Source organism: Streptomyces sp. NPDC034086 (assembly GCF_055575515.1).
Genome location: NZ_JBVISM010000002.1, coordinates 891,022 through 912,565 on the forward strand (window position 1 = coordinate 891,022; position 21,544 = coordinate 912,565).

At 72.8% G+C, this 21,544-nt stretch carries 20 protein-coding genes; 7 read left to right on the forward strand and 13 right to left on the reverse strand.

Annotation, left to right across the window (positions count from 1 at the left end; genetic code table 11):
• Positions 1 to 26 precede the first annotated feature (26 nt).
• Together ACZ514_RS09520 and ACZ514_RS09525 are read left to right on the forward strand one after the other, a co-directional pair.
• Positions 27 to 1,643, forward strand: a complete 1,617-nt coding sequence (locus tag ACZ514_RS09520) for an ABC transporter permease (RefSeq protein ID WP_468166686.1) — start codon at positions 27 to 29, stop codon at positions 1,641 to 1,643.
• On the forward strand, positions 1,643 to 2,719 hold the full coding sequence (locus ACZ514_RS09525) for an ABC transporter ATP-binding protein (RefSeq protein WP_469124443.1): 1,077 nt from the start codon (positions 1,643 to 1,645) through the stop codon (positions 2,717 to 2,719). Before ACZ514_RS09520 ends, ACZ514_RS09525 begins: the two co-directional genes overlap by 1 nt.
• Positions 2,720 to 2,732: 13 nt before the next feature.
• Here ACZ514_RS09525 and ACZ514_RS09530 read toward each other — a convergent pair whose 3' ends face one another.
• From ACZ514_RS09530 to ACZ514_RS09555, 6 genes are all read right to left on the reverse strand, one after another.
• The gene (locus ACZ514_RS09530; protein ID WP_468166690.1) at positions 2,733 to 3,638 is read right to left on the reverse strand and encodes a DMT family protein; all 906 of its coding nucleotides are present in this window, start codon (positions 3,636 to 3,638) and stop codon (positions 2,733 to 2,735) included.
• A 119-nt stretch (positions 3,639 to 3,757) separates the two neighbouring features.
• On the reverse strand, positions 3,758 to 4,849 hold the full coding sequence (locus ACZ514_RS09535; RefSeq protein ID WP_468166692.1) for an LOG family protein: 1,092 nt from the start codon (positions 4,847 to 4,849) through the stop codon (positions 3,758 to 3,760).
• 26 nt (positions 4,850 to 4,875) lie between these two features.
• A complete protein-coding gene (locus tag ACZ514_RS09540; RefSeq protein ID WP_469124444.1) occupies positions 4,876 to 5,958 on the reverse strand; it encodes a hypothetical protein in 1,083 nt (360 codons plus the stop codon).
• A complete protein-coding gene (locus ACZ514_RS09545; protein ID WP_469124445.1) occupies positions 5,940 to 6,701 on the reverse strand; it encodes an ABC transporter ATP-binding protein in 762 nt (253 codons plus the stop codon). Before ACZ514_RS09545 ends, ACZ514_RS09540 begins: the two co-directional genes overlap by 19 nt.
• A gap of 172 nt (positions 6,702 to 6,873) precedes the next feature.
• Entirely contained in the window at positions 6,874 to 8,235 is a 1,362-nt protein-coding gene (locus ACZ514_RS09550) for an aspartate aminotransferase family protein (protein WP_361597958.1), read from the reverse strand.
• A gap of 3 nt (positions 8,236 to 8,238) precedes the next feature.
• Entirely contained in the window at positions 8,239 to 8,742 is a 504-nt protein-coding gene (locus ACZ514_RS09555) for an Lrp/AsnC family transcriptional regulator (RefSeq protein ID WP_007266859.1), read from the reverse strand.
• A 170-nt stretch (positions 8,743 to 8,912) separates the two neighbouring features.
• On the opposite strand from ACZ514_RS09555, the gene ACZ514_RS09560 reads away from it, so the two are divergent.
• Together ACZ514_RS09560 and ACZ514_RS09565 are read left to right on the forward strand one after the other, a co-directional pair.
• The gene (locus ACZ514_RS09560) at positions 8,913 to 10,352 is read left to right on the forward strand and encodes a gamma-aminobutyraldehyde dehydrogenase (RefSeq protein ID WP_468166698.1); all 1,440 of its coding nucleotides are present in this window, start codon (positions 8,913 to 8,915) and stop codon (positions 10,350 to 10,352) included.
• Positions 10,353 to 10,465: 113 nt separating this feature from the next.
• Positions 10,466 to 11,641, forward strand: coding sequence for a polyamine ABC transporter substrate-binding protein (locus ACZ514_RS09565; RefSeq protein ID WP_469124446.1), 1,176 nt, complete (start codon positions 10,466 to 10,468; stop codon positions 11,639 to 11,641).
• A gap of 28 nt (positions 11,642 to 11,669) precedes the next feature.
• Here ACZ514_RS09565 and ACZ514_RS09570 read toward each other — a convergent pair whose 3' ends face one another.
• From ACZ514_RS09570 to ACZ514_RS09590, 5 genes are all read right to left on the reverse strand, one after another.
• Positions 11,670 to 12,881 carry a serine hydrolase domain-containing protein gene (locus ACZ514_RS09570; protein ID WP_469124447.1) on the reverse strand — a complete coding sequence of 404 codons (1,212 nt, stop codon included), beginning with the start codon at positions 12,879 to 12,881 and terminating at the stop codon, positions 11,670 to 11,672.
• A 120-nt stretch (positions 12,882 to 13,001) separates the two neighbouring features.
• Positions 13,002 to 13,757 (reverse strand): response regulator, encoded by a 756-nt coding sequence (locus ACZ514_RS09575; RefSeq protein ID WP_469124448.1) that lies wholly within the window; start codon positions 13,755 to 13,757, stop codon positions 13,002 to 13,004.
• A complete protein-coding gene (locus ACZ514_RS09580) occupies positions 13,754 to 14,950 on the reverse strand; it encodes a sensor histidine kinase (RefSeq protein WP_469124449.1) in 1,197 nt (398 codons plus the stop codon). The genes ACZ514_RS09575 and ACZ514_RS09580 overlap by 4 nt, the downstream gene beginning before the upstream one ends.
• The gene (locus ACZ514_RS09585) at positions 14,947 to 15,642 is read right to left on the reverse strand and encodes a glycerophosphodiester phosphodiesterase (protein WP_469124450.1); all 696 of its coding nucleotides are present in this window, start codon (positions 15,640 to 15,642) and stop codon (positions 14,947 to 14,949) included. Before ACZ514_RS09585 ends, ACZ514_RS09580 begins: the two co-directional genes overlap by 4 nt.
• Before the next feature lie 35 nt (positions 15,643 to 15,677).
• The gene (locus tag ACZ514_RS09590; protein ID WP_468695606.1) at positions 15,678 to 16,703 is read right to left on the reverse strand and encodes an adenosine deaminase; all 1,026 of its coding nucleotides are present in this window, start codon (positions 16,701 to 16,703) and stop codon (positions 15,678 to 15,680) included.
• Positions 16,704 to 16,812: 109 nt separating this feature from the next.
• On the opposite strand from ACZ514_RS09590, the gene ACZ514_RS09595 reads away from it, so the two are divergent.
• Complete coding sequence (locus tag ACZ514_RS09595) at positions 16,813 to 17,532, forward strand: DUF4190 domain-containing protein (RefSeq protein WP_469124451.1); 720 nt, start codon at positions 16,813 to 16,815, stop codon at positions 17,530 to 17,532.
• A gap of 41 nt (positions 17,533 to 17,573) precedes the next feature.
• On the opposite strand, the gene ACZ514_RS09600 is transcribed toward ACZ514_RS09595, so the two are convergent.
• Complete coding sequence (locus ACZ514_RS09600) at positions 17,574 to 17,987, reverse strand: NUDIX domain-containing protein (protein ID WP_468166714.1); 414 nt, start codon at positions 17,985 to 17,987, stop codon at positions 17,574 to 17,576.
• Positions 17,984 to 18,538, reverse strand: coding sequence for an NADAR family protein (locus tag ACZ514_RS09605; protein ID WP_468166716.1), 555 nt, complete (start codon positions 18,536 to 18,538; stop codon positions 17,984 to 17,986). Before ACZ514_RS09605 ends, ACZ514_RS09600 begins: the two co-directional genes overlap by 4 nt.
• Before the next feature lie 180 nt (positions 18,539 to 18,718).
• Here ACZ514_RS09605 and ACZ514_RS09610 point away from each other — a divergent pair, with 180 nt between their 5' ends.
• Both ACZ514_RS09610 and ACZ514_RS09615 read left to right on the forward strand, forming a co-directional pair.
• A complete protein-coding gene (locus tag ACZ514_RS09610) occupies positions 18,719 to 20,263 on the forward strand; it encodes a gamma-aminobutyraldehyde dehydrogenase (RefSeq protein ID WP_469124487.1) in 1,545 nt (514 codons plus the stop codon).
• Positions 20,264 to 20,296: 33 nt separating this feature from the next.
• Positions 20,297 to 21,544: a polyamine ABC transporter substrate-binding protein gene (locus ACZ514_RS09615; RefSeq protein WP_468166720.1), complete on the forward strand. Its 1,248-nt coding sequence runs from the start codon at positions 20,297 to 20,299 to the stop codon at positions 21,542 to 21,544.

Genomic DNA, 21,544 nt, shown 5'->3' on the forward strand with positions numbered 1-21,544 from the left:
GCGCCACGGTCGTCAGACTCGCTCTGATGGCCGTGCCGCTCGCCTTCTTCGGACTGTTCTTCGCCTTTCCCGTGGCCGCGATCGTAGGCCGCGGGCTCAAGACGGACGCGGGCTGGCAGTTCGGCCGGATCGGCGAGGTCCTGGCCCGGCCCGACATCGCCGGCGTGCTCTGGTTCACCACCTGGCAGGCGCTCGCCTCGACCGCCCTGACCCTGCTGCTCGCGCTGCCGGGCGCGTACGTCTTCGCCCGCCTGGAGTTCCCGGGAAAGCAGCTGCTGCGCGCGCTGGTCACCGTCCCCTTCGTCCTGCCGACGGTGGTCGTCGGCAGCGCCTTCCTGGCGCTGGTCGGGCGGGGCGGGCTGCTCGACGAGCTGTGGGGCGTGCGGCTGGACACCACCGTCTGGGCGATCCTGCTCGCCCACGTCTTCTTCAACTACGCCGTCGTCGTACGGACGGTCGGCGGGCTGTGGGCGCAGCTGGACCCGCGCCAGGAGGAGGCCGCCCGGGTGCTGGGCGCCGGGCGGATCACGGCGTGGCGGCGGGTGACGCTGCCCGCGCTCGCACCGGCGGTGGCCGCCGCCTCGCTGATGGTGTTCCTGTTCACCTTCAGCTCCTTCGGCGTCGTGCAGATCCTCGGCGGACCCGCGTACGCGACCCTGGAGGTGGAGGTCTACCGGCAGACGGCGCAGCTGCTGGACCTGCCGACCGCCGCCGTGCTGACGATGGTCCAGTTCGCGGCCATCGCCGCCGTCCTGGCCGTGCACGCCTGGACGGTGCGCCGCCGGGAGACCGGGCTGCGGCTCGTGGACCCGGCGCGCACCGCGCGTCCGCCGCGCGGCCGGGGGCAGCGCGCCCTGCTGGGCGGGGTGCTGCTGACGGTGGTGCTGCTGGTCGTGGCACCGCTGGCGGTGCTGGTGGAACGGTCCTTCGACGCGCCGGGCGGCTACGGCTTCGGCTTCTACCGGGCGTTGCAGGACGCGGGCTCCGGCGGCGGAACGTTTCTGGTGCCGCCGCTGGAGGCCGTCTGGAACTCCCTCCAGTACGCGCTCGCCGCCACCGCCATCGCCCTGGCCGTCGGCGGGCTCGCGGCCGCCGCCCTGACCCGGCGCGCGGGCCGCTTCGTACGCGGCTTCGACGCGCTGCTGATGCTGCCGCTCGGGGTGTCCGCCGTGACCGTGGGCTTCGGGTTCCTGATCACCCTGGACGAGCCCCCGCTGGACCTGCGGACCTCGTGGATCCTGGTGCCGCTGGCGCAGGCGCTGGTCGGGGTGCCCTTCGTCGTACGGACCATGCTGCCGGTGCTGCGGGCCGTGGACGGCCGCCTGCGGGAGGCGGCGGCCGTGCTCGGGGCCTCGCCGCTGCGGGTCTGGCGGGAGGTGGACCTGCCGCTGGTGCGGCGGGCGCTGCTGATCGCGGCGGGCTTCGCCTTCGCGGTGTCGCTGGGCGAGTTCGGCGCGACCGTCTTCATCGCCCGGCCGGACCGCCCGACACTGCCGGTGGCCGTGGCCCGGCTGCTGGGACGGGCCGGGGAGATGAACTACGGGCAGGCGATGGCCCTGAGCACGATTCTGATGCTGGTGTGCGCGGTGTCCCTGCTGGTGCTGGAGCGGCTGCGACCCGACAAGACCTCGGGAGAGTTCTGATGACCCTGCTCCAGCTCGAAGGGGTCTCGGTCCGCTTCGGTGACCGGGCGGTGGTGGACGCGGTCGACCTCGAGGTCGCCGCGCACGAGACCGTGTGCGTCCTCGGGCCGAGCGGCAGCGGCAAGTCCACCCTGCTGCGGGTGGTGGCCGGGCTCCAGCCGGTGTCCGGGGGCCGGGTGCTGCTCGGCGGCACCGACCAGGCCGGAGTGCCCGTGCACCGCCGGGGGGTGGGCCTGATGTTCCAGGACCACCAGCTGTTCCCGCACCGGGACGTCGGCGGGAACGTCGCCTTCGGCCTGCGCGTGCGCGGCCCGGGGCTCCGCGCGGGTTCCGGGCTCGGCGCCGGTTCCGGGCTCCGCCCGCGTTCCGCGAAGGCGGCGTACGGGGCCCGGGTCGCGGAGCTGCTGGAGCTGGTCGGGCTCCCGGGGGCCCAGCGGCGGGCCGTCTCCTCGCTCTCCGGCGGCGAGCAGCAGCGGGTCGCGCTCGCCCGGGCGCTGGCCCCCTCGCCCCGGCTGCTGATGCTGGACGAGCCGCTGGGCCAGCTGGACCGGGGGCTGCGCGAGCGGCTGGTGGTCGAGCTCCAGGGGCTCTTCTCCCGGCTGGGCACCACCGTCCTCGCCGTCACCCACGACCAGGGGGAGGCCTTCGCGCTGGCCGACCGGGTGGTGGTGATGCGGGACGGGAAGATCGCGCAGGCCGGGACCCCGCTGGAGGTGTGGCAGCGGCCCGCGTCGGAGTTCGTGGCCCGGTTCCTCGGCTTCGAGAACGTGGTCCCGGGGACGGTGGCGGGTGCCGCCGCCGCCACGGCGTGGGGCCGGGTCCCCGTCCCGGCCGGCACGCCCGAGGGGGAGCAGCGGCTGCTGGTCCGGCCGGCCGGGGTGGTGCTGTCCGCGGCCGGCCTGGACTGCGTGGTCGAGTCCCGGACCTTCCGCGGCACGCACGTCGCCCTGCGGCTGAAACCCGCGTCGGGGCCGGTGCTGGACGCCGAGTGCGCACTGGCCGCCGCGCCGGCCGTGGGGGACCGGGTCGCGGTGGCCTTCAGCCCGTCCGAGGTCGTCGTCCTCCCGCGGGCCTGACGCCGGCCGCCGGTCAGGCCACCGGTGCCGGAACCGGTTCCGCGGCGGGCTCCTCGGCTCCGTCGTGGTTGCCGTACCAGGCCACCGCGACGGCGCCGGCGACCGCCAGGACGAAGCCGGTCACCGCGAGCCAGGCCAGGCCCGGCCGGGAGGCGTCGCCGAGCCACAGGACGCCGATCGCGCCCGGCAGCACCGTCTCGCCGACGACCAGGGCGGCGGTCGCGCCGTTCACCGAGCCGATCTGCAGGGCCACCGTGTGCAGGTACATGCCTCCGAAGCCCGCCACCAGGATGGCGTACAGGGCAGGGTCCGTGAGGAACGTGACCGGGTCGAAGGGGTCCACGCCGTCGAGGATGCGCACGCCCACGCCCAGCGCGCCGAAGGCCAGACCCGACAGCAGGCCCGCCAGGATCGCGGCCCGGCCGCCCAGGAAGCGCACGGCCACCGTGCCGCCGACGATGATCACCAGGGTCACGGCCAGCAGCCACCAGTGCGTGGACATCGGGGCGTGGTGGTCGCCCTCGTGGCCGGCGGCGGTCGCCAGCAGCACCAGAGCCGCGCAGACGACCCCGATCGAGGTCCATTCCTTGCGGGTCAGCCGGATGCCCAGCATCCGCACGCTGAGGATGGCGGTGATCACCAGGTTGGCGCTGATCACCGTCTGGGAGAGGAACAGGGGCAGCATGCGGGCCGCCAGCGCGCCCAGCCCGAAGCCCACGAAGTCCAGGACGGTGCCGACGATGAACTCCCAGGTCATCGCGGCCTTGGCGGTGGAGGTCAGGTTCGGTCCGCCGTGGGCGGTGACCCCGGCGGCCTCGGGGGACGTCCGGGCGGCCCGGCGCGAGCCCACGGCTTGCAGGACAGAGCCCGTGCCGTAGCAGATGGACGCCGCGACGGCGGTCAGCAGGCCTATGAGCACAGAGGGCTCCGTTCAACGTCTGGCAGTGAAAAGGCGGTACCTCTGCCAGACGTCGTAACCGGCCGGGAAGTTGCCTGCGGGAGGGATTTCTTTTGACCGGTTCTTTGCCCGCGCGGGGCTCAGGACATGGCCGCGAGCACGTCGGGCACCTCGTCCACGGAGTCAACCAGCGCGATCCTGGACTCCATCGCCCGGCCCCGCGCCAGCTCCCGCAGCAGGGGCCACACGGGCAGGCGAGTGGTCCAGTGGGCGCGGTCCACCAGGATCATCGGGGTCGGCTCGGACCGCGACTCGTAGTAGTTCGGCGTCGCGTTGTCGAAGACCTCCTGCACGGTGCCGGCGGCGCCCGGCAGGAAGACCACGCCCGCGTCGCACCGGGCGAGCAGCCCGTCCTCGCGGGTGGCGTTCGCGAAGTACTTGGCGATCTGCCCCGCGAAGGCGTTCGGCGGCTCGTGCCCGTAGAACCAGGTCGGGATCCCGACCGAGTCGCCGCCCGCGGGCCAGCGCTCGCGCACGGCAAAGGCCGCGCGCGCCCAGTCGGTGACGGACGGGCTGAAGGAGGGCACCTTCGCCAGCAGCTCCAGTGCCTCGGGCAGGGCCTCGTCGGGCGCGGGCGCCAGGTACGCCCCGAGGTTGGCGGCCTCCATCGCGCCCGGGCCGCCCCCGGTGGCGACCGTCAGCCCGGACCGGGACAGGGCCCGTCCCAGACCGGCCGCGCCCCGGTAGGCCGCGCTGCCCCGGGCCATGGCGTGGCCGCCCATCACGCCGACGACGCGGGAGCCGGCGAGGCGTTCGTCGAGGGCGTCGGAGACGGCGTCGTCGTGGAGGGAGCGGAGCATCGAGGAGAACACGTCGCGGTCGGTCCCGGTCTCCTGGAACCAGGCGTACGTCTGCGCGTCAGGGGTCGCTGCGTACCCCTCGGCCAGTCCGGCGAACAGCTCCTCGGGGGTGTACAGGAGACCCCGGTACGGGTCGAACGGCAGGTCCGGTATCGGCGGGAAGACGAGGGCGCCGTCCGCGCGGACCTTCACCGAGGCGTCGGGCTCCATCGCGCAGCCCAGGAACACGGCGGCCGAGGTGTCCGCGGACAGCAGGGCGAAGGTCCGCTCGAGGAGGTTGAGCGACTGGACGCGGTAGCCGCTCAGTGAGCCGCCGGCGACGACCCGGTCGAATTCGGCGAGCGTCTCGATCTCGATGTCTGCGTTGACCATTCGGCCCACCCTAAGGGCTGGCCGTCTCAGCGGGTCAGCGCCAGTGACGTCAGCTGCGCCACACCCCAGCCGAGTCCCCCCGCCGCCCCGAGGAGCGTGACCGCCCGCAGCGCCACGGCGGTACGCAGTACCGTGCCCGGCGTGCCGAGCCCGGCCAGCGCCTCGCGCTGGGCGGAGCGGGCCTGCCGGGCCTCGAGCGCCGAGGAGAGCAGGGTCCCGGCCGCGCACAGGGCCACCAGGGCGGCGGCGGGGACGGTCAGCGGCCCGAGCGGGGTGACCGGTCCGCCCTGGCCGCGCAGGGCGAGGGCGGTGAGGGCGGCCGCGCCGACGGCGCAGAGCACTCCGAGCGGCCGCCCCAGCCGGGGCGCCTCCTCCTGGAGCCCGCGCCCGGCCAGCAGCCGGAGCAGACCGGGCCGCACTGCCTGGACCAGGGTCCCGCAGGCGTAGGCCAGTCCCGGCCCGGCGAGGGCGAGCCCGACCGCGATCAGTACGCAGCCCGCCGGCACGGCGGCTCCGGCGGGCCGCGCGTACGCCAGGGCGGCCAGCCCGCAGGCGGTGAGCGCCACCCCCCAGGGCACGCCGGTCTGCGGGGCCAGCCCGGAGTGCGGCGGACGGGGACGCAGGGCCAGGGCGGTGGCGGCGGCGGCCGTCAGCGGGACCAGCGCCAGCAGGGTGAGCGCGGCGGCCACCGGCAGGGGGCGGTCGGCGTGCAGCAGCCCGGGGGCGGCTCCGTCGAAGGGCAGTCCGGCGAGGTCGCCCCGCAGGTGGAGGAAGGCCGCCAGGGCCAGGGCGCTGCCGAGGGTGCAGGCGATGGCGGTGGAGACGGCCGCGACCAGGGTGAGCCGCACGGGGCCCAGCCCGGCGGCGTCGAGTCCCTCGCGGGGCCGGCTCGCCGGGTCGGTGCGGGCGACGGCGACGGCGAACTGCACGGTGGCGGCGAGCGGCAGCAGGGCCCACAGCAGCCGGGGGAACGATCCGGCGGGCCGGGCCGTCGCCTCCGCGAGGACGTACAGCAGGAGGAACCCGCTGCCGGCGGAGGCGGCCGCGACCAGCAGCCTGCGCACCTGGACCAGGGGGCGGGAGCCGCGTACTAGGCGGAGAGGGAGCACGCGGCCTGGTCCTCCGTCGTCGGGGCGGCGGCCGCGGCGCCCGCCGGGCGGCCGTCGAGCAGGGCGAGGCCGCGGTCGGCGGCGGCCGCGGTCTCCTCGTCGTGGGTGGCGAGCAGGACGGTGATGCCGTGCGAGCGGGCGGCCGTGGTCAGGGTGCGCAGCAGCAGCGTGCGGTCGGCCCGGTGCAGCGGGGCGGTGGGCTCGTCGGCGAAGAGGACCGCGGGCTCGGCGATCAGGGCACGGGCCAGGGCGACCCGCTGGGCTTCGCCGCGGTTCAGCGCGCCGGGGCGCTTGCGGGCGAAGGCGTCGAGGTCGAGGCGCTCCAGCCAGGCCGAGGCGGCACGGCGGGCGGCGCGGTGGGGGGTGCCGGCGAGCAGCAGGGGCAGGGCGGCGTTCTCCCAGACCTTGAGCTCGGGCAGCAGCTGTGGTGCGGGCCCGAGCCAGGCGAACCGGTCGCGGCGCAGGCGTTCGCGGGCGGCGGCGCCGAGGGTGTGGACGGGGACGCTGTTGAACCAGACCTCGCCCTGCTCGGGGACCAGCCGGCCGGCCAGACAGCGCAGCAGGGTGCTCTTGCCGCAGCCGCGCGGGCCGGTCACGGCGACGATCTCGCCCTGGCGGACTCCGGCGGAGACGCCGATCAGGCCGGGCGTACCGCTGTGGGAGTAGTGCAGGGAACGGGCCCAGAGCAGGTCGTCCTGCGGCGGGGCCTGGTCGGGCCGGGCCTTGTCCGGTGGAGCCACCATGGCGTACACCTCCGTCCGGGGGAACGAAGCGGCGCCCTTTCGGTCACTGGCGCCGCAGGGAGATGTAATGGGATGAACGTCTTGGATGCTGACAGCACACGGCCCGGATCCCCGCGTTCTACTCGAACGGAGGATCCGGGCCGGGTGGGCGGGCCGGTGCGGCCCGGACCGGTCAGAGCTTGGTCCACGCCTCGGTGAGCACCGAGCGCAGGATGCCTTCGATCTCGTCGAAGGTGCCCTGGTCGGCGATCAGCGGCGGGGCCAGCTGGATGACCGGGTCCCCGCGGTCGTCGGCGCGGCAGTAGAGGCCGTTGTCGAAGAGCGCCTTGGAGAGGAAGCCGTAGAGCACGCGCTCGGTCTCCTCGTCCGTGAAGGACTCCTTGGTGACCTTGTCCTTGACGAGCTCGATGCCGTAGAAGAAGCCGTTGCCGCGGACGTCGCCGACGATCGGAAGGTCGTGCAGCTTCTTCAGGGTGTCGAAGAAGTTGCCCTCCTGGTCCAGCACGTGCTGGTTCAGGCCTTCCTTGTCGAAGATGTCGAGGTTGGCGATGGCCACGGCGGAGGACACCGGGTGCCCGCCGAAGGTGTAGCCGTGCAGGAAGGTGTTGTCGCCCTTGTAGAAGGGCTCCGCGATGCGGTCCGAGACGATGCAGGCGCCGATCGGGGAGTAGCCCGAGGTCATGCCCTTGGCGCAGGTGATCATGTCCGGTACGTAGCCGAACTTGTCACAGGCGAACATCGTGCCGAGGCGGCCGAACGCGCAGATGGTCTCGTCGGAGACGAGCAGCACGTCGTAGGTGTCGCAGATCTCGCGGACCCGCTGGAAGTAGCCGGGCGGCGGCGGGAAGCAGCCGCCGGCGTTCTGGACGGGCTCGAGGAAGACGGCCGCGACGGTGTCGGGGCCCTCGAAGAGGATCTGCTGCTCGATCTGGTCGGCGGCCCAGCGGCCGAAGGCCTCCGGGTCGTCGCCGTGGATCGGGGCGCGGTAGATGTTGGTGTTGGGCACCTTGTGCGCGCCGGGGACCAGCGGCTCGAAGGGGGCCTTCAGGGCCGGGAGGCCGGTGATGGACAGGGCGCCCTGCGGGGTGCCGTGGTAGGCGACCGCACGCGAGATGACCTTGTACTTGGTGTGCTTGCCCTGCAGCTTGAAGTACTGCTTGGCGAGCTTCCAGGCGGTCTCGACGGCCTCGCCGCCACCCGTGGTGAAGAAGACCTTGTTCAGGTCGCCCGGCGCGTAGTCGGCCAGGCGCTCGGCGAGCTCGACGGCCTTGGGGTGCGCGTACGACCACACGGGGAAGAACGCGAGCTCCTGCGCCTGCTTGTACGCGACCTCGGCCAGTTCCTTGCGGCCGTGACCGGCGTTGACCACGAACAGTCCGGCGAGACCGTCCAGGTAGCGCTTGCCCTTGTCGTCGAAGATGTAGGTGCCCTCACCCCGCACGATGGTGGGGACGGGCGCGTTCTCGTACGACGACATGCGGGTGAAGTGCATCCACAGGTGGTCGTACGCGGTTTTGGAGAGGTCCTGGCTCACGGGCTATCGAGTTCCCCACATGTAGGTCTGCTTCTTCAGCTTCAGGTAAACGAAGCTTTCGGTTGATCGCACGCCGGGGAGCGTGCGGATCTTCTTGTTGATCGTTTCGAGCAGGTGGTCGTCGTCCTCGCAGACGATCTCCACCATCAGGTCGAACGACCCCGCGGTCATCACGACGTACTCGCACTCGGCCATGGCGGTCAGGGCGTCGGCCACCGGGTCGAGGTCTCCCTCGACGTTGATGCCGACCATTGCCTGACGCCGCAGGCCCACGGTGAGCGGGTCCGTCACGGCGACGATCTGCATGACGCCCTGATCGAGCAGCTTCTGCACGCGCTGGCGCACCGCCGCTTCGGAGAGGCCCACGGCCTTGCCGATCGATGCATAGGGACGGCGGCCGTCCTCCTGCAGTTGCTCGATGATCGCCAGGGACACAGCATCGACCGAAGGGGACGGTTGTCTGTTCCTGGAATCTGCGCTTCGACTGACCACGACCTCACTGTGCACGAGGAGTCGTCTGTTCCGCAACCCGTAACCGATGAAATCCGTTGTCGCGGGTCTCCGATTGAACGGATTTCGTAGGTGGTGGGGTCCGGCTCTGTCGAAAGCGTCGACGGAGGGGCTAGGCTTGGCAGGTCGTCTCATTCGTTGGACATGTGATCAGGAGAGTGGCTGTAGTGACCACCGAACTGCGTCGTCTGCGCAACTACATCGGCGGGGAGTTCAAGGACGCCGCCGACGGGCGGACCACCGACGTGGTCAACCCCGCGACCGGCGAGGTGTACGCCACCGCCCCGCTGTCGGGCCAGGCCGACGTCGACGCCGCCATGGCGGCCGCCGCGGCGGCCTTCCCGGGCTGGCGCGACACCACGCCCTCGGAGCGCCAGAAGGCGCTGCTGAAGATCGCGGACGCCTTCGAGGCGCGCGCGGACGAGCTGATCGCCGCCGAGTCGGAGAACACCGGCAAGCCCCTGGCCCTGACGGCCAGCGAGGAACTGCCCCCGATGGTGGACCAGATCCGCTTCTTCGCGGGCGCCGCGCGCCTGCTCGAGGGCCGCTCGGCCGGCGAGTACATGGAGGGGATGACCTCGATCATCCGCCGTGAGCCGGTCGGCGTCTGCGCCCAGGTGGCGCCGTGGAACTACCCGATGATGATGGCCGTGTGGAAGTTCGCCCCGGCGATCGCCGCGGGCAACACCGTCGTCCTCAAGCCCTCGGACACCACCCCGGCCTCGACCGTCCTGATGGCCGAGATCATCGACTCGATCCTGCCCAAGGGCGTCTTCAACGTCGTCTGCGGCGACCGCGAGACCGGCAAGGCCATGGTCGAGCACTCCACCCCGGCGATGGCTTCCATCACCGGCTCGGTGCGCGCCGGCATGCAGGTCGCCGAGAGCGCCTCCAAGGACGTCAAGCGCGTCCACCTGGAGCTCGGCGGCAAGGCCCCCGTCGTCGTCTTCGAGGACGCCGACCTGGCCAAGGCCGTCGAGGACATCGCGGTCGCCGGCTACTTCAACGCCGGCCAGGACTGCACGGCCGCCACCCGCGTGCTCGTCCACGAGTCCATCCACGACGAGTTCGTCTCCGCGCTCGCCAAGGCCGCCGCCGACACCAAGACCGGCCAGCCGGACGACGAGGACGTGCTGTACGGCCCGCTGAACAACCCGAACCAGCTCAAGCAGGTCGCGGGCTTCATCGAGCGCCTCCCCGCCCACGCCAAGGTCGAGGCGGGCGGCCACCAGGTCGGCGAGAAGGGCTACTTCTACGCCCCGACCGTCGTCTCCGGCCTCAAGCAGGACGACGAGATCATCCAGAACGAGGTCTTCGGCCCCGTCATCACGGTCCAGTCCTTCACCGACGAGGCCCAGGCCCTCGAGTACGCGAACGGCGTCGAGTTCGCCCTCGCGTCCTCCGTCTGGACCAAGGACCACGCCCGCGCCATGCGCATGTCCAAGAACCTCGACTTCGGCTGCGTGTGGATCAACACCCACATCCCGCTCGTCGCCGAGATGCCGCACGGCGGCTTCAAGAAGTCCGGCTACGGCAAGGACCTCTCCGCCTACGGTTTCGAGGACTACACCCGCATCAAGCACGTGATGACCTCGCTCGACGCCTGATCCGCGGCCGGCGCAACCGGCGCCGGCGCACTGATCACCGCAGGGCCCTGACGGGGCGGGCAGTAGACACCTTGTCTATTGCCCGCCCCGTCGTGCTGTCCGAGGGTGAGGCCATGCCTGAACTCGTCTCCCGCCGCGCGGCGCTGCGCGGCCTCGGCGCCGCGGGTCTGCTCGCCGCCCTGGCCGGCTGCGGCGTGCCCGCCGCGTACGTCCCGGAGGACCGGCGCCGGGGCCGGGACCTGTCGGACCGCGACCGTGCCCTCGCCTTCTCCAACTGGCCGCTCTACATCGACACCGACGACCAGGACGAGGAGAGCCGTCCGACGCTGGAGGCCTTCACCCGGAGGACCGGCATCGAGGTCCGCTACACCGAGGAGATCAACGACAACGACGAGTTCTTCGGCAAGGTCGGCCCGGCCCTGATGAACCACCAGGCGACCGGCCACGACCTGGTCGTGGTCAGCGACTGGATGGCCGCCCGCTTCGTCCGTCTCGGCTGGGCCCAGAGGATGGACCGCTCGGCGCAGCCCAACGTCGCCCGACACCTGGATCCGCAGCTGCGTTCCCCCGCCTTCGACGAGGGCCGCACGCACACCGTCCCCTGGCAGTCCGGGATCACCGGCATCGCCTACAACCGCAGGGCGCTGGGCCGGGAGATCAGATCCGTCAGGGACCTCTGGCACCCGGACCTCGCGGGCAGGGTGACCCTCTTCTCCGGGCTCGACGAATCCTTCTCCCTGCTGATGCAGGGCAACGGCACCGACGTCACCCGCTGGACCGAATCCGACTTCCACCGGATGTGCGACCAGGTCGAGAGGATGGTGAGGAAGAAGCACATCCGCCGCTTCACCGGCAACGACTACACCTCCGATCTCGGCAAGGGCGACGTCCTCGCCTGCCAGGCCTACTCGGGCGACGCCATCCAGCTCCGGGCCGACAACCCCGACATCGAGTTCGTGGTCCCCGAGGAGGGCGCCGAGCTGTGGGCCGAGAGCCTGCTCGTCCCGAACCTCGCCCGGCACAAGGCCAACGCCGAGGCACTCGTCGACCACTACTACGACCCGGCGGTCGCGGCCGAACTCGCGGCGGCCGTCAACTACGTCTGCCCGGTGCCCGCCGCCCGAGAGGTCCTGGCCGCCTCCCCGGACGGGGAGACCGCCCGGCTGGCCGAGAACCCGCTGATCTTCCCCGACGGGGCGATGCGCGCACGCCTCGCCGTCGCCCGGGACATCTCCTCCGCCGAACGCCCCTCCTTCGCCAAACGCTGGAACGCCATCGTCGGACTGTGACCACCGTCCGGGCCGGACAAGCCCCCGGTTACCTGGCGAACGCCGCCGCGACGATGCCGTAGGCCACCCGGTTCATGTCCCGTCCCTTGGCGTCGGTGGAGTTCACCGAGTAGACGAGCGTGCGGGACAGGTCGCGGGCGGCGCCGATGACCGTGCTGTAGCCGTGACGCGCCCCCGTCTTGCCGTAGACCTTCGTGCCGTCCTCCAGCACGAACTCCTTCATGCCGGACGTCTGCACGGCGTGCGCGCCGGTCTCGCTCGCGGCGTCCGGGACGTCGGGCACCGTGAACATCTCCTCGAGCTGCGCCTTCGGGACGACCTCGCCGCGGAACAGCGCCACCGTGAAGCGCTCCAGGTCCGCCGTGGTCGATATCAGGTCCCCGGCGGCCCAGTTGGACGAGGAGTTCCACTCCGACACGTCCACCAGCGAGCTGCTCCCGTCGGCCCCCTCCACCGCCTGGTAGCCGTGGTTGTGGGCGCCGGGTATGCGGTTCTGGGTCCGGGACGGGAACGAGGTGTGGCGCAGGCCCAGCGGCTTGGTGATCCGGTCGGACACGGCCTTCTCGTACGTCGTCCCCGTCAGCCTCTCGATCAGCACGCCCAGCACCGTGTAGTGGATGTTGCTGTAGCGCTGCTTGCTGCCCGGGTCGTACTCGGGCCCCTTGGCCACCGCGTTGGCGATCAGCGCCCGCGGGTCGACCACGTCGAAGCGGTGCGCGTACTCGTCCGCGAAGGCGTCCCCGGGGCCGTCGGCGGACCGCAGGCCGCTCGTGTAGTTCAGCAGTTCCCGCACCTTGACCGGCTTGAAGCCGCCCGGGCCGCCCGGCAGCAGCCCCGGGAGGTACTCCTGCACGGGCCGGTCGAGGTCCACCCGCCCCTCGGCGGCGAGCTGGAGCACCACCGCCGCCGTGAAGGTCTTGGTCACCGATCCGGCCCGGAAGCGGGCGTTCTCGATCGCCGCGCGCCCGCTGCGGACGTCCGCGACGCCCGAGCTGCCGCGCCAGCCGCCGCTCGTACCCCCCACCCGGACCAGGGCCGCCGTGGCGTCCTCGTTCCGCGCGCCGACACCCGCGATCGCCTTCTCCAGGGCCGCCGCGTCCGGCGGCGTGGTGAAGACGGGCGGGGCGACCCCCGCCGAGACGGGCGCCGGAGCCGGAGCGGCCTGCGCGGCGGCCACCGGTCCGGCGGCGATCCCCAGGACCAGAGCGGCGGCGAGCAGCGTGTGCGTACGTGCCTTCATGACGGTTCCCCCTGTGTGCGGTCCGTTCCACGGGGCCGACTGCCCCGACGACCTCAATGCTGCTCCCCGCGGGGGCAGTCGCGGATCACCAGTGAGAGGGGTCTTCAGCGGTACGACAACTCACCGGCGCGAGGGATCCGACACGCCGCCCCCTCCCTCCCCGGAGGGAGAGACGCCCGAGGGAGAGAACCCGGGGGGAGAGACCCCGGAGCCCGCCGCGATCAGCCCCGTCTCGTACGCGCAGATCACCGCCTGGATCCGGTCCCGCAGCCCCAGCTTCGCCAGCACGTTCCCCACGTGCGACTTCACCGTGTGCTCGCTCACCACCAGCGCCGCCGCGATCTCCGCGTTCGACAGCCCCCGTCCCAGGTGCAGCAGCGTCTCCCGCTCCCGCGCGGTCAGCACCTCCAGCCGCTCCGCGGCGAGCGCGAGCGCGGGACCGGAGGGCCGGGCCGTCGCCGCCGTGTACTCCTCGATCACCTTCCGCGCCACCGACGGCGCCAGCAGCGACTCGCCCGCCGCGACCACCCGTACCGCGTGCACCAGGTCGTCCCGCCGCACGTCCTTCAGCAGGAAGCCGCTCGCCCCCGCGTGCAGCGCCTCGTACACGTACTCGTCCGAGTCGAAGGTCGTCAGCATCACCACCCGGCACGCGCCGCGCGCGGAGATCGCCCGGCACGCCTCGATCCCGTCCAGCACCGGCATCCGCACGTCCAGCAGCGCCACGTCCGGCGCGAGCCGCTCCACGGCCGCCACCGCCGCCGCCCCGTCGCCGGCCTCCGCCACGACCTCGATGTCCTCCTGGACGTCCAGGATCATCGCGAAGCCGCTGCGCACCAGCTCCTGGTCGTCGGCCACCACCACACGGATCGTCACTTCCCCACCCCCAGCGGCGAGGTTACCGAGGTCGGCAGCGTCACCCGCACCGTGAAGCCCCGCCCGTCCGCCCCCGGGCCGGTCCGCGCCGTCCCGCCGTGCGCCGCCGCCCGCTCGCGGAGCCCGATCAGCCCGTGCCCGCCGCCCGGGGTCGGCGCCGGGCCCCGGCCGTCGTCCGCGACCGTCACCGTCAGCACGTCCTCCCCGTACTCCAGGCGTACCTCCACCGTCGAGGCCCCCGCGTGCTTCACCACGTTCGTCAGCGCCTCCTGCACCACCCGGTGCACCGTCGCCTCCAGCGCCGCCGGCAGGTCGCGCACCCGGCCCGTCCGCCCGTACGACACCGCGAGCCCGCCGGCCCGCACCCGGTCCAGGAGCACCGGCAACTCCCCGATCCCGGGCTGCGGCGCGCGCGGAGCCGCCGCCGGCTCCTCCGCCCGCAGCACCCCCAGCATCGTCCTCAGCTGCGCCATCGCGTCCCGCCCCGTCTCGGCGATGGCCTCGAACGCCGCCTCCGCCCGGGCCGGGGCCGCGCGCACCGCCACCGGCCCGGCCTCCGCCTGCACGATCATGATGCTGACCGCGTGCGAGAGGACGTCGTGCATCTCCCGGGCTATGCGGGCCCGTTCGCGTGCCGCCGCCTGCTCGGCCTCGATCCGGTTCGCGCGCTCCAGCTGCGCCGCCCGGTCCTCCACGGCCGCGGTGTAGGCCTGCCGGGTGGCCTGGAGCCGCCCCAGCGCGAAGGCCGCCGCGAAGACGAACAGCGAGAACAGCAGCTCCCGCGCCGACCCGGTGTTGAGCGCCACCGACACGGCGATCACCACCGTCAGGAGCCCGCCCATGACGAGCCGCACCCGCGCCGGGCTGACCAGGGCGATCGTGTAGACGCAGATCAGCCCGGCGTACGGCAGCGGCTGCCCGGGGCCGTCCATGCCCAGCTGGTAGAGGGAGCCCGCCGCGATCACCCCGAGCACCGCCGCCACCGGGGCCCGGCGCCGCCACACCAGCGGCACCGTGCCCAGCGTCGTCACCAGGTACGCGGTCCAGGTGGCCGGCGGATGCTGCGGGTCGCGGGGCACCACGAACGGAATGGTCGTCGCCACCTGCACCAGCAGCGCCAGACCCAGGTCCTGCCGGCGCGGGTCCGCCCGCAGCACCCGTCCGCGCAGCCCTCCCCCCGGCGGGCGGGTCACCGGCCGAGCTCGGCCCGTACGGCGGCCAGCGCGTCCACCCGGTTCGTGGTGACGGAGTCCACCCCGGCCCTCAGCAGGCGGCGCATCGACCGCTTGGTGTCCGCCGTCCAGGCCGACACCAGCAGCCCGTCCCGGTGCAGGGCCCCGGTCAGCTCGCGGCTGACCAGGCCGAAGCGGTAGTTGAGCCAGCGCGGGGCCACGGCGTTGATCAGCACCCGGCGAGGCGGCGACAGGGTGGTCCAGGTCAGCGCGATCTCGGCGCCCGGGTCCGCGGCACGGACCGCGAGCATGGTGTTCGGCCCGGCGCAGTAGTACGTACGGTCGCGCGCCCCGCACTCGTGCACCAGGCCGACGACGGTCCTCACCGTCTCGTACGAGGCACCCGGCAGGTCGATCATCAGCCGCCCGTCCTCCGCGCCGGCCTCCGTCAGCGCCTGGCGCAGCGTCGGGACCCGGCCCTCGGTGAGTTCCTCCAACTGGGCCGCCGTGACGGCGTCGAGCCGCACGTCGTGCCCCCACAGCCGCTCCAGCGTCTCGTCGTGGAGCAGGACCGGCACGCCGTCGCGGGTCAGCCGTACGTCGACCTCCACCGCGTCCGCCCCCCGGGCGAAGGCGGAGCGGACGGAGGCGAGGGTGTTCTCACGGAACCGGTAGGGATCGCCGCGGTGACCGACGGCAGTCAGGTTGCTCATGCGCCCCATTCTCGGGGCGCGGGGAGCAACTAGAGTCAGCGGGCGAGCCATTCGCTGGTGTACGCGTCGATCTCCGCGAGGAGCGCCGCCTTGCCGGCCGGGTCCAGGAAGGAGGCCTCGACGGCGTTCTTGGCGAGCCGCGCGAGGCCGCGCTCGTCGAGGTCGAGGAGGCGGGCGGCCACCGCGTACTCGTTGTTGAGGTCGGTGCCGAACATCGGCGGGTCGTCGCTGTTGATGGTGACGAGCACGCCCGCCGCCACCATCTCCTTGACGGGGTGCCGGTCGAGGTCGGTCACCACGCGGGTGGCGATGTTGGAGGTCGGGCAGACCTCCAGGGCGATCCGGTTGTCCGCGAGGTACTTCAGCAGCTCCGGGTCCTGGGGGGCGGTGGTGCCGTGGCCGATGCGTTCGGCCCCCAGCTCGCGGATGGCGTCCCAGATGGTTTCCGGCCCGGTGCTCTCGCCCGCGTGCGGGACGCTGTGCAGCCCGGCGGCGCGGGCCGCGTCGAAGTACGGCTTGAACTGGGGGCGCGGGACGCCGATCTCGGGGCCGCCCAGGCCGAAGGAGACCAGACCCTCGGGGCGCAGGTCGACCGCGAGGCGGGCGGTCTCGGCGGCGGCCTCGGGACCGGCCTCGCCGGGAATGTCGAAGCACCAGCGCAGGATGACGCCGAGCTCGGTCTCGGCCGCCTTGCGGGCGTCCTCGATGGCTTCCATGAAGGCGTGCTCGTCGATGCCGCGGCGGGTGGAGGAGTAGGGGGTGATGGTGAGTTCGGCGTAGCGGATGTTCTGGCGGGCCATGTCACGGGCCACTTCGAAGGTGAGGGTGCGGACGTCGTCGGGGGTGCGGACCAGGTCGACGACCGACAGGTAGACCTCGATGAAGTGGGCGAAGTCGGTGAAGGTGAAGTAGTCGGCGAGCGCCTCGGGGTCGGTGGGGACCTTCGAGTCGGGGTGGCGGGAGGCGAGTTCGGCCACGATGCGCGGGGACGCCGAGCCGACGTGGTGGACGTGGAGTTCGGCCTTGGGCAGCCCCGCGATGAAGGGGTGCAGGTCGGGCATGGGGGCCTCCGGGAGGACACGGGTCGGGCGGGTCGGCCTCATCGTAGGCAGGCCCCGGCGGTGTCGGCGGCAGCGCTTAGCATGGCCGTACGAGAGAGGGGGGCGCCGCATGACCGACCACAGCCCTGAACCGAGGGACCCGTGGGCGCCGCCCGAGCGGCCGGCGGCCGGCCCGGAGAAGGCGCCGGGGGCGCGTCCGGTGCCGCCGGTCCCGCCCGTGCACGACCAGCCGACGGTGGCGGGGATGCCCGGCGCGAACCCGGCGTCCGACCCCTCCGGGTATCCGCCGCCCCAGCCGGCACCGCCGGAGGCCGCCCCGTACCCGTACCCGCAGCCGCCGGCCCCCGGGTCCGCGTACGGGTACCCGGCGCAGCCGGCCGGCGGCGCGTACGCCTACCCGGGCCCGCCCGTCCCGCCGGGCTACCCCGGCTACCCGGGCCAGCCGGGTCACCCCGGGTACCCGGGCTACCCGGGCGGGCCGGGATACCCGTACCCGTACGCCGTGCCGCCCGCGAGCAACGGCTTCGGGGTCACCGCCCTCGTGCTCGGCATCCTGTCGGTGTTCGTCTGCGCCACCATGGTCGGCCCGATCGCCCTCGGTATCGCGGCGATCGTCTTCGGCGCGCTGGGCAGGGGGAAGGCCGCCCGGGGCGAAGCCACCAACGGCGGTGTGGCGCTGGCCGGCATCATCCTCGGCGCGGTCGGGGTCGTGCTCGGCATAGGCATGACGCTGCTCGTCTTCCTGGTTCCCGAACTCGAGGACTACGACGGCGGCAGCGACTCCCCGTCTTCCGTGTCCCAGATCGACACGCCCCGCGAACGGGTCTGACGGGCGGCCCCGCTCCGGCCGCCCCGCTCCGGCCGCCCGGATCAGAGCGGGGCGGCCGACAGCAGCGTCGGCACCATGTACGGCCCGTCCGGGGCGGCGCGGGTCAGCGGGACCCAGGACAGCCCCACCATCCGGGGGCACGGGCACTCCAGGTCCCCGTCGACCCCCAGGACCGGCTCCCCGGGCGCCACCTCCACCCGGAAGCAGGTCGTCCACCCCGAGGGGTAGGGCGCCTCGAAGGCGTACCGCACCTCCAGGGGGCGCAGCCCCGTCTCCTCGGCCACCTCCCGCCGGACCGCCGCCTCCAGGTCCTCCCCGGGCTCCACTCCGCCCCCGGGCAGCGTCCAGTACTCCGCTCCGTCATGGAGCCCGGACGCCCCCCGGTGCCGCTCGCGCACCATCAGGAGCAGGCCGTCGCGCACGATGACGGCCGCCACCCGGCGCCGCTCCCTCACGCCCCCTCCGCGCGCAGCCGCTCCCGGGCCTCCATCAGGGCGAAGCCCAGCAGGTTCAGGCCGCGCCAGCGGGCGGGCTGGAGCGCCCGCTCGTCGTCGGCGGCGAGGCCGATGCCCCAGACCCGGTCCAGGGGGCTCGCCTCGACCAGCACCCGCGTCCCCGTGCCCAGCAGGTAGGAGCGCAGCGCCGGGTCGGAGCCGAACTTGTGCACGCTGCCCTCCACGACCAGCGCGAACCGCTCCCGCTCCCAGACCGTCTCGTCGAACCGGCGCACCAGCCGTCCGGCCTTCTTCGCCGCCGCCGGGCCGCGGGCCTCCAGCGCGGCGCGCTCGGCTTCCGCGTCCCCGAACAGGCGTGCCTTCCCGGCCATCATCCAGTGCTCGGCCGTGGCGTACCGGACGTCACCCACAGTGAAGGGAGACGGCCACCACTGGCTCAGGCAGCTCGGCCCGAGCTTCCCGTCGGGCCGCGGCCGGTGCCCCCAGAACGGCAGGTACTTCACCCGCTGACCCCGGCTGACCTGCTCGATCAGCGTGTCCAACATGTCCATGCACGCGAGTCTCGCAGTCACCACGGACACTTCGTACGGGATTTCGGGGATGCCTCGACATATGGTCGACCGATTCCGTCGCGTGATCAAAAGGCAACAACGGAATCACTTGGCGCGGGGGAACGCCTCTGCCAGGATCGGCACTCAATTCGAGCTGTAGCTACGGAGAGCGTGAGAGCGATGGGTAACCGCTTCCAGGTCAAGGACCGCTTCGCAGACGGCGCGCAGTACATCGACGGACGGCTCCGCTCCGGCACCTCGGGGCGGTCGCACACCGTGGTCGACCCCGCCACCGGCGACGAGGTGCTCACCTACGAGCTGGCCGGCCCGGCGGACGTGGACGAGGCGGTGGCCGCCGCCAAGCGGGCCTTCCCCGCGTGGTCGGCCGCCACTCCGGGTGAGCGTTCGGACGCCCTGCACCGGCTGGCCGGCGTACTGGCGGAGCAGGCGGAGGACTTCGCGTACGCCGAGTCCCTCCAGTGCGGCAAGCCGCTCAGGCTGTCGACGGAGTTCGACGTGCCGGGGACCATCGACAACACCGCCTTCTTCGCCGGCGCGGCCCGCCACCTCCAGGGCCAGGCGGCCGGTGAGTACTCGGCGGACCACACCTCCTACGTGCGCCGGGAGGCCATCGGGGTCGTCGGCTCCATCGCCCCCTGGAACTACCCCCTCCAGATGGCCGCCTGGAAGATCCTCCCGGCCATCGCCGCCGGCAACACGATCGTCCTCAAGCCCGCCGAACTGACCCCGCTGACCTCCCTGATGTTCGCCCAGGCGGCCAAGGAGGCGGGGATCCCCGACGGCGTGGTCAACATCGTCACCGGCGCCGGGCGCGACGCCGGCGAGCACCTGGTCGGCCACCCCGACGTGGTGATGACCTCCTTCACCGGCTCCACCGCGGTCGGCAGGAGGGTCGCCGAGATCGCGACCGCCACCGTCAAGCGGCTCCACCTGGAGCTCGGCGGCAAGGCGCCCTTCGTCGTCTTCGACGACGCCGACCTGGAGGCCGCCGCCCAGGGTGCCGTCGCCGCCTCCCTCATCAACACCGGCCAGGACTGCACCGCAGCCACCCGCGCCTACGTGCAGCGCCCCCTGCACGACGCCTTCACGGCCCGCGTCGCCGAACTGATGGAGACCGTCCGCCTCGGCGACCCCTTCGATCCGGCCACCGACCTCGGCCCGCTCGTCTCACACGCCCAGCGCGACCGGGTCGCCGCGTTCGTCGAGCGCGCCCGCTCGTACGCGACCGTCGTCACCGGCGGCGAGATCCCGCGGACCGGGGAAGGGGGCGGCAGCCTCGCCGCGGGCGCGTACTACCGGCCGACCCTCATCCGCGACGCCGCGCAGGACAGCGAGGCCGTCCAGTCGGAGATCTTCGGCCCGGTGCTGGTGGTCCTGCCCTTCGACACCGACGACGAGGGCCTGGCCCTGGCCAACGACACCCCGTACGGTCTCGCGGCCTCCGCCTGGACCCGCGACCTCTACCGGGCGGGCCGCGCGACCCGCGAGCTCAAGGCGGGCTGCGTCTGGGTCAACGACCACATCCCGATCATCAGCGAGATGCCGCACGGCGGCTACAAGGCGAGCGGCTTCGGCAAGGACATGAGCGCCTACTCGTTCGAGGAGTACACGCAGGTCAAGCATGTGATGTTCGACAATACTGCGGTAGCCGCGAAGGATTGGCACCGCACGATCTTCGGGGACCGACAGAAGCCGGCCGTCTGACCAGTGGCCATTCCTCCCGAAAGGGCAACGCGCATGGAGCAGTTCGAGCCCGACCGCCTCTCGGCGGCGCAGACCGCCGCGATGCGGCGCAGCCTCAGCAGCGGACGGGGCGCCCTCACCCGCCGCTCGCTGCTGCGCGCCTCCGGCGTCGGGGCGCTCACCCTGGGCGGCCTCTCGGCCCTCACCGCCTGCGGCATCCCGCCCGCCAGACGGGAGGGCGGCGCCGTGGCGTCCGACGACCACTCGGACGAGGAGAAGGAGGTCGTCTTCTCCAACTGGACCGAGTACATGGACACCAGCGACGACGAGAAGACCCGACCCACGCTGGAGGAGTTCACCAAGCGGACCGGGATCCAGGTCAAGTACACCGAGGACATCAACGACAACGTCGAGTTCTTCGGCAAGATCCGCCCGCAGCTCGCCGCCGGCCAGGACACCGGCCGCGACCTGATCGTCGTCACCGACTGGCTCGCCGCCCGCATCATCCGTCTCGGCTGGGCGCAGAAGCTGGACCCCTCCCACCTCCCGCACGCCTACGCCAACCTGATCCCCCAGTTCCGCAACCCCGACTGGGACCCGGGCCGCGCCCACAGCTACCCCTGGACCGGCATCGACACCGTCATCGCCTACAACTCCAAGGCCACCGGCGGCAGGAAGGTCGACTCCGTCACCCAGCTCCTCGACGACCCCTCGCTCAAGGGCCGCGTCGGTTTCCTCACCGAGATGCGCGACAGCGTCGGCATGACCCTGCTCGACCAGGGCAAGGACCCGGCGAACTTCACCACCGCGGACTTCGACACGGCGATCGGCCGCCTCCAGAAGGGCGTGGACACCCAGCAGATCCGCCGCTTCACCGGCAACGACTACACCGCCGACCTCGACAAGGGCGACCTGGCGGCCTGTCTCGCCTGGGCGGGCGACGTCATCCAGCTCCAGGCCGGGAACCCGGACATCAAGTACGCGATCCCCGCCGCCGGGTACATCACCTCCAGCGACAACCTGCTCGTCCCCGTCAAGGCCCGGCACAAGGCCAACGCGGAGAAGCTCGTCGACTACTACTACCAGCCCGAGGTCGCGGCCCGGCTCGCCGCGTTCATCAGCTACGTCTGCCCCGTCGACGGCGTCAAGGAAGAGCTCGCCAAGATCGACCCGGCGCTCGCGGACAACCCTCTGATCGTGCCGGACAAGGAGATGGCAGCCAAGGCCCACGCCTTCCGCTCCCTCACCAGCGAGGAAGAGACGGCGTACGAGGAGAAGTTCGCCAAGCTCATCGGCGCCTGA

What these genes read in the sequence shown, in the direction of transcription:
- ACZ514_RS09520 (WP_468166686.1), top strand. Translation starts at nt 27, where the DNA reads ATGGCCGTGCCGCTCGCCTTCTTCGGACTGTTCTTCGCCTTTCCCGTG.
- ACZ514_RS09525 (WP_469124443.1), top strand. Translation starts at nt 1,643, where the DNA reads ATGACCCTGCTCCAGCTCGAAGGGGTCTCGGTCCGCTTCGGTGACCGG.
- ACZ514_RS09535 (WP_468166692.1), bottom strand. Translation starts at nt 4,849, where the DNA reads ATGGTCAACGCAGACATCGAGATCGAGACGCTCGCCGAATTCGACCGG.
- ACZ514_RS09545 (WP_469124445.1), bottom strand. Translation starts at nt 6,701, where the DNA reads ATGGTGGCTCCACCGGACAAGGCCCGGCCCGACCAGGCCCCGCCGCAG.
- ACZ514_RS09565 (WP_469124446.1), top strand. Translation starts at nt 10,466, where the DNA reads ATGCCTGAACTCGTCTCCCGCCGCGCGGCGCTGCGCGGCCTCGGCGCC.
- ACZ514_RS09570 (WP_469124447.1), bottom strand. Translation starts at nt 12,881, where the DNA reads ATGAAGGCACGTACGCACACGCTGCTCGCCGCCGCTCTGGTCCTGGGG.
- ACZ514_RS09585 (WP_469124450.1), bottom strand. Translation starts at nt 15,642, where the DNA reads ATGAGCAACCTGACTGCCGTCGGTCACCGCGGCGATCCCTACCGGTTC.
- ACZ514_RS09590 (WP_468695606.1), bottom strand. Translation starts at nt 16,703, where the DNA reads ATGCCCGACCTGCACCCCTTCATCGCGGGGCTGCCCAAGGCCGAACTC.
- ACZ514_RS09595 (WP_469124451.1), top strand. Translation starts at nt 16,813, where the DNA reads ATGACCGACCACAGCCCTGAACCGAGGGACCCGTGGGCGCCGCCCGAG.
- ACZ514_RS09605 (WP_468166716.1), bottom strand. Translation starts at nt 18,538, where the DNA reads ATGGACATGTTGGACACGCTGATCGAGCAGGTCAGCCGGGGTCAGCGG.
- ACZ514_RS09610 (WP_469124487.1), top strand. Translation starts at nt 18,719, where the DNA reads ATGGGTAACCGCTTCCAGGTCAAGGACCGCTTCGCAGACGGCGCGCAG.
- ACZ514_RS09615 (WP_468166720.1), top strand. Translation starts at nt 20,297, where the DNA reads ATGGAGCAGTTCGAGCCCGACCGCCTCTCGGCGGCGCAGACCGCCGCG.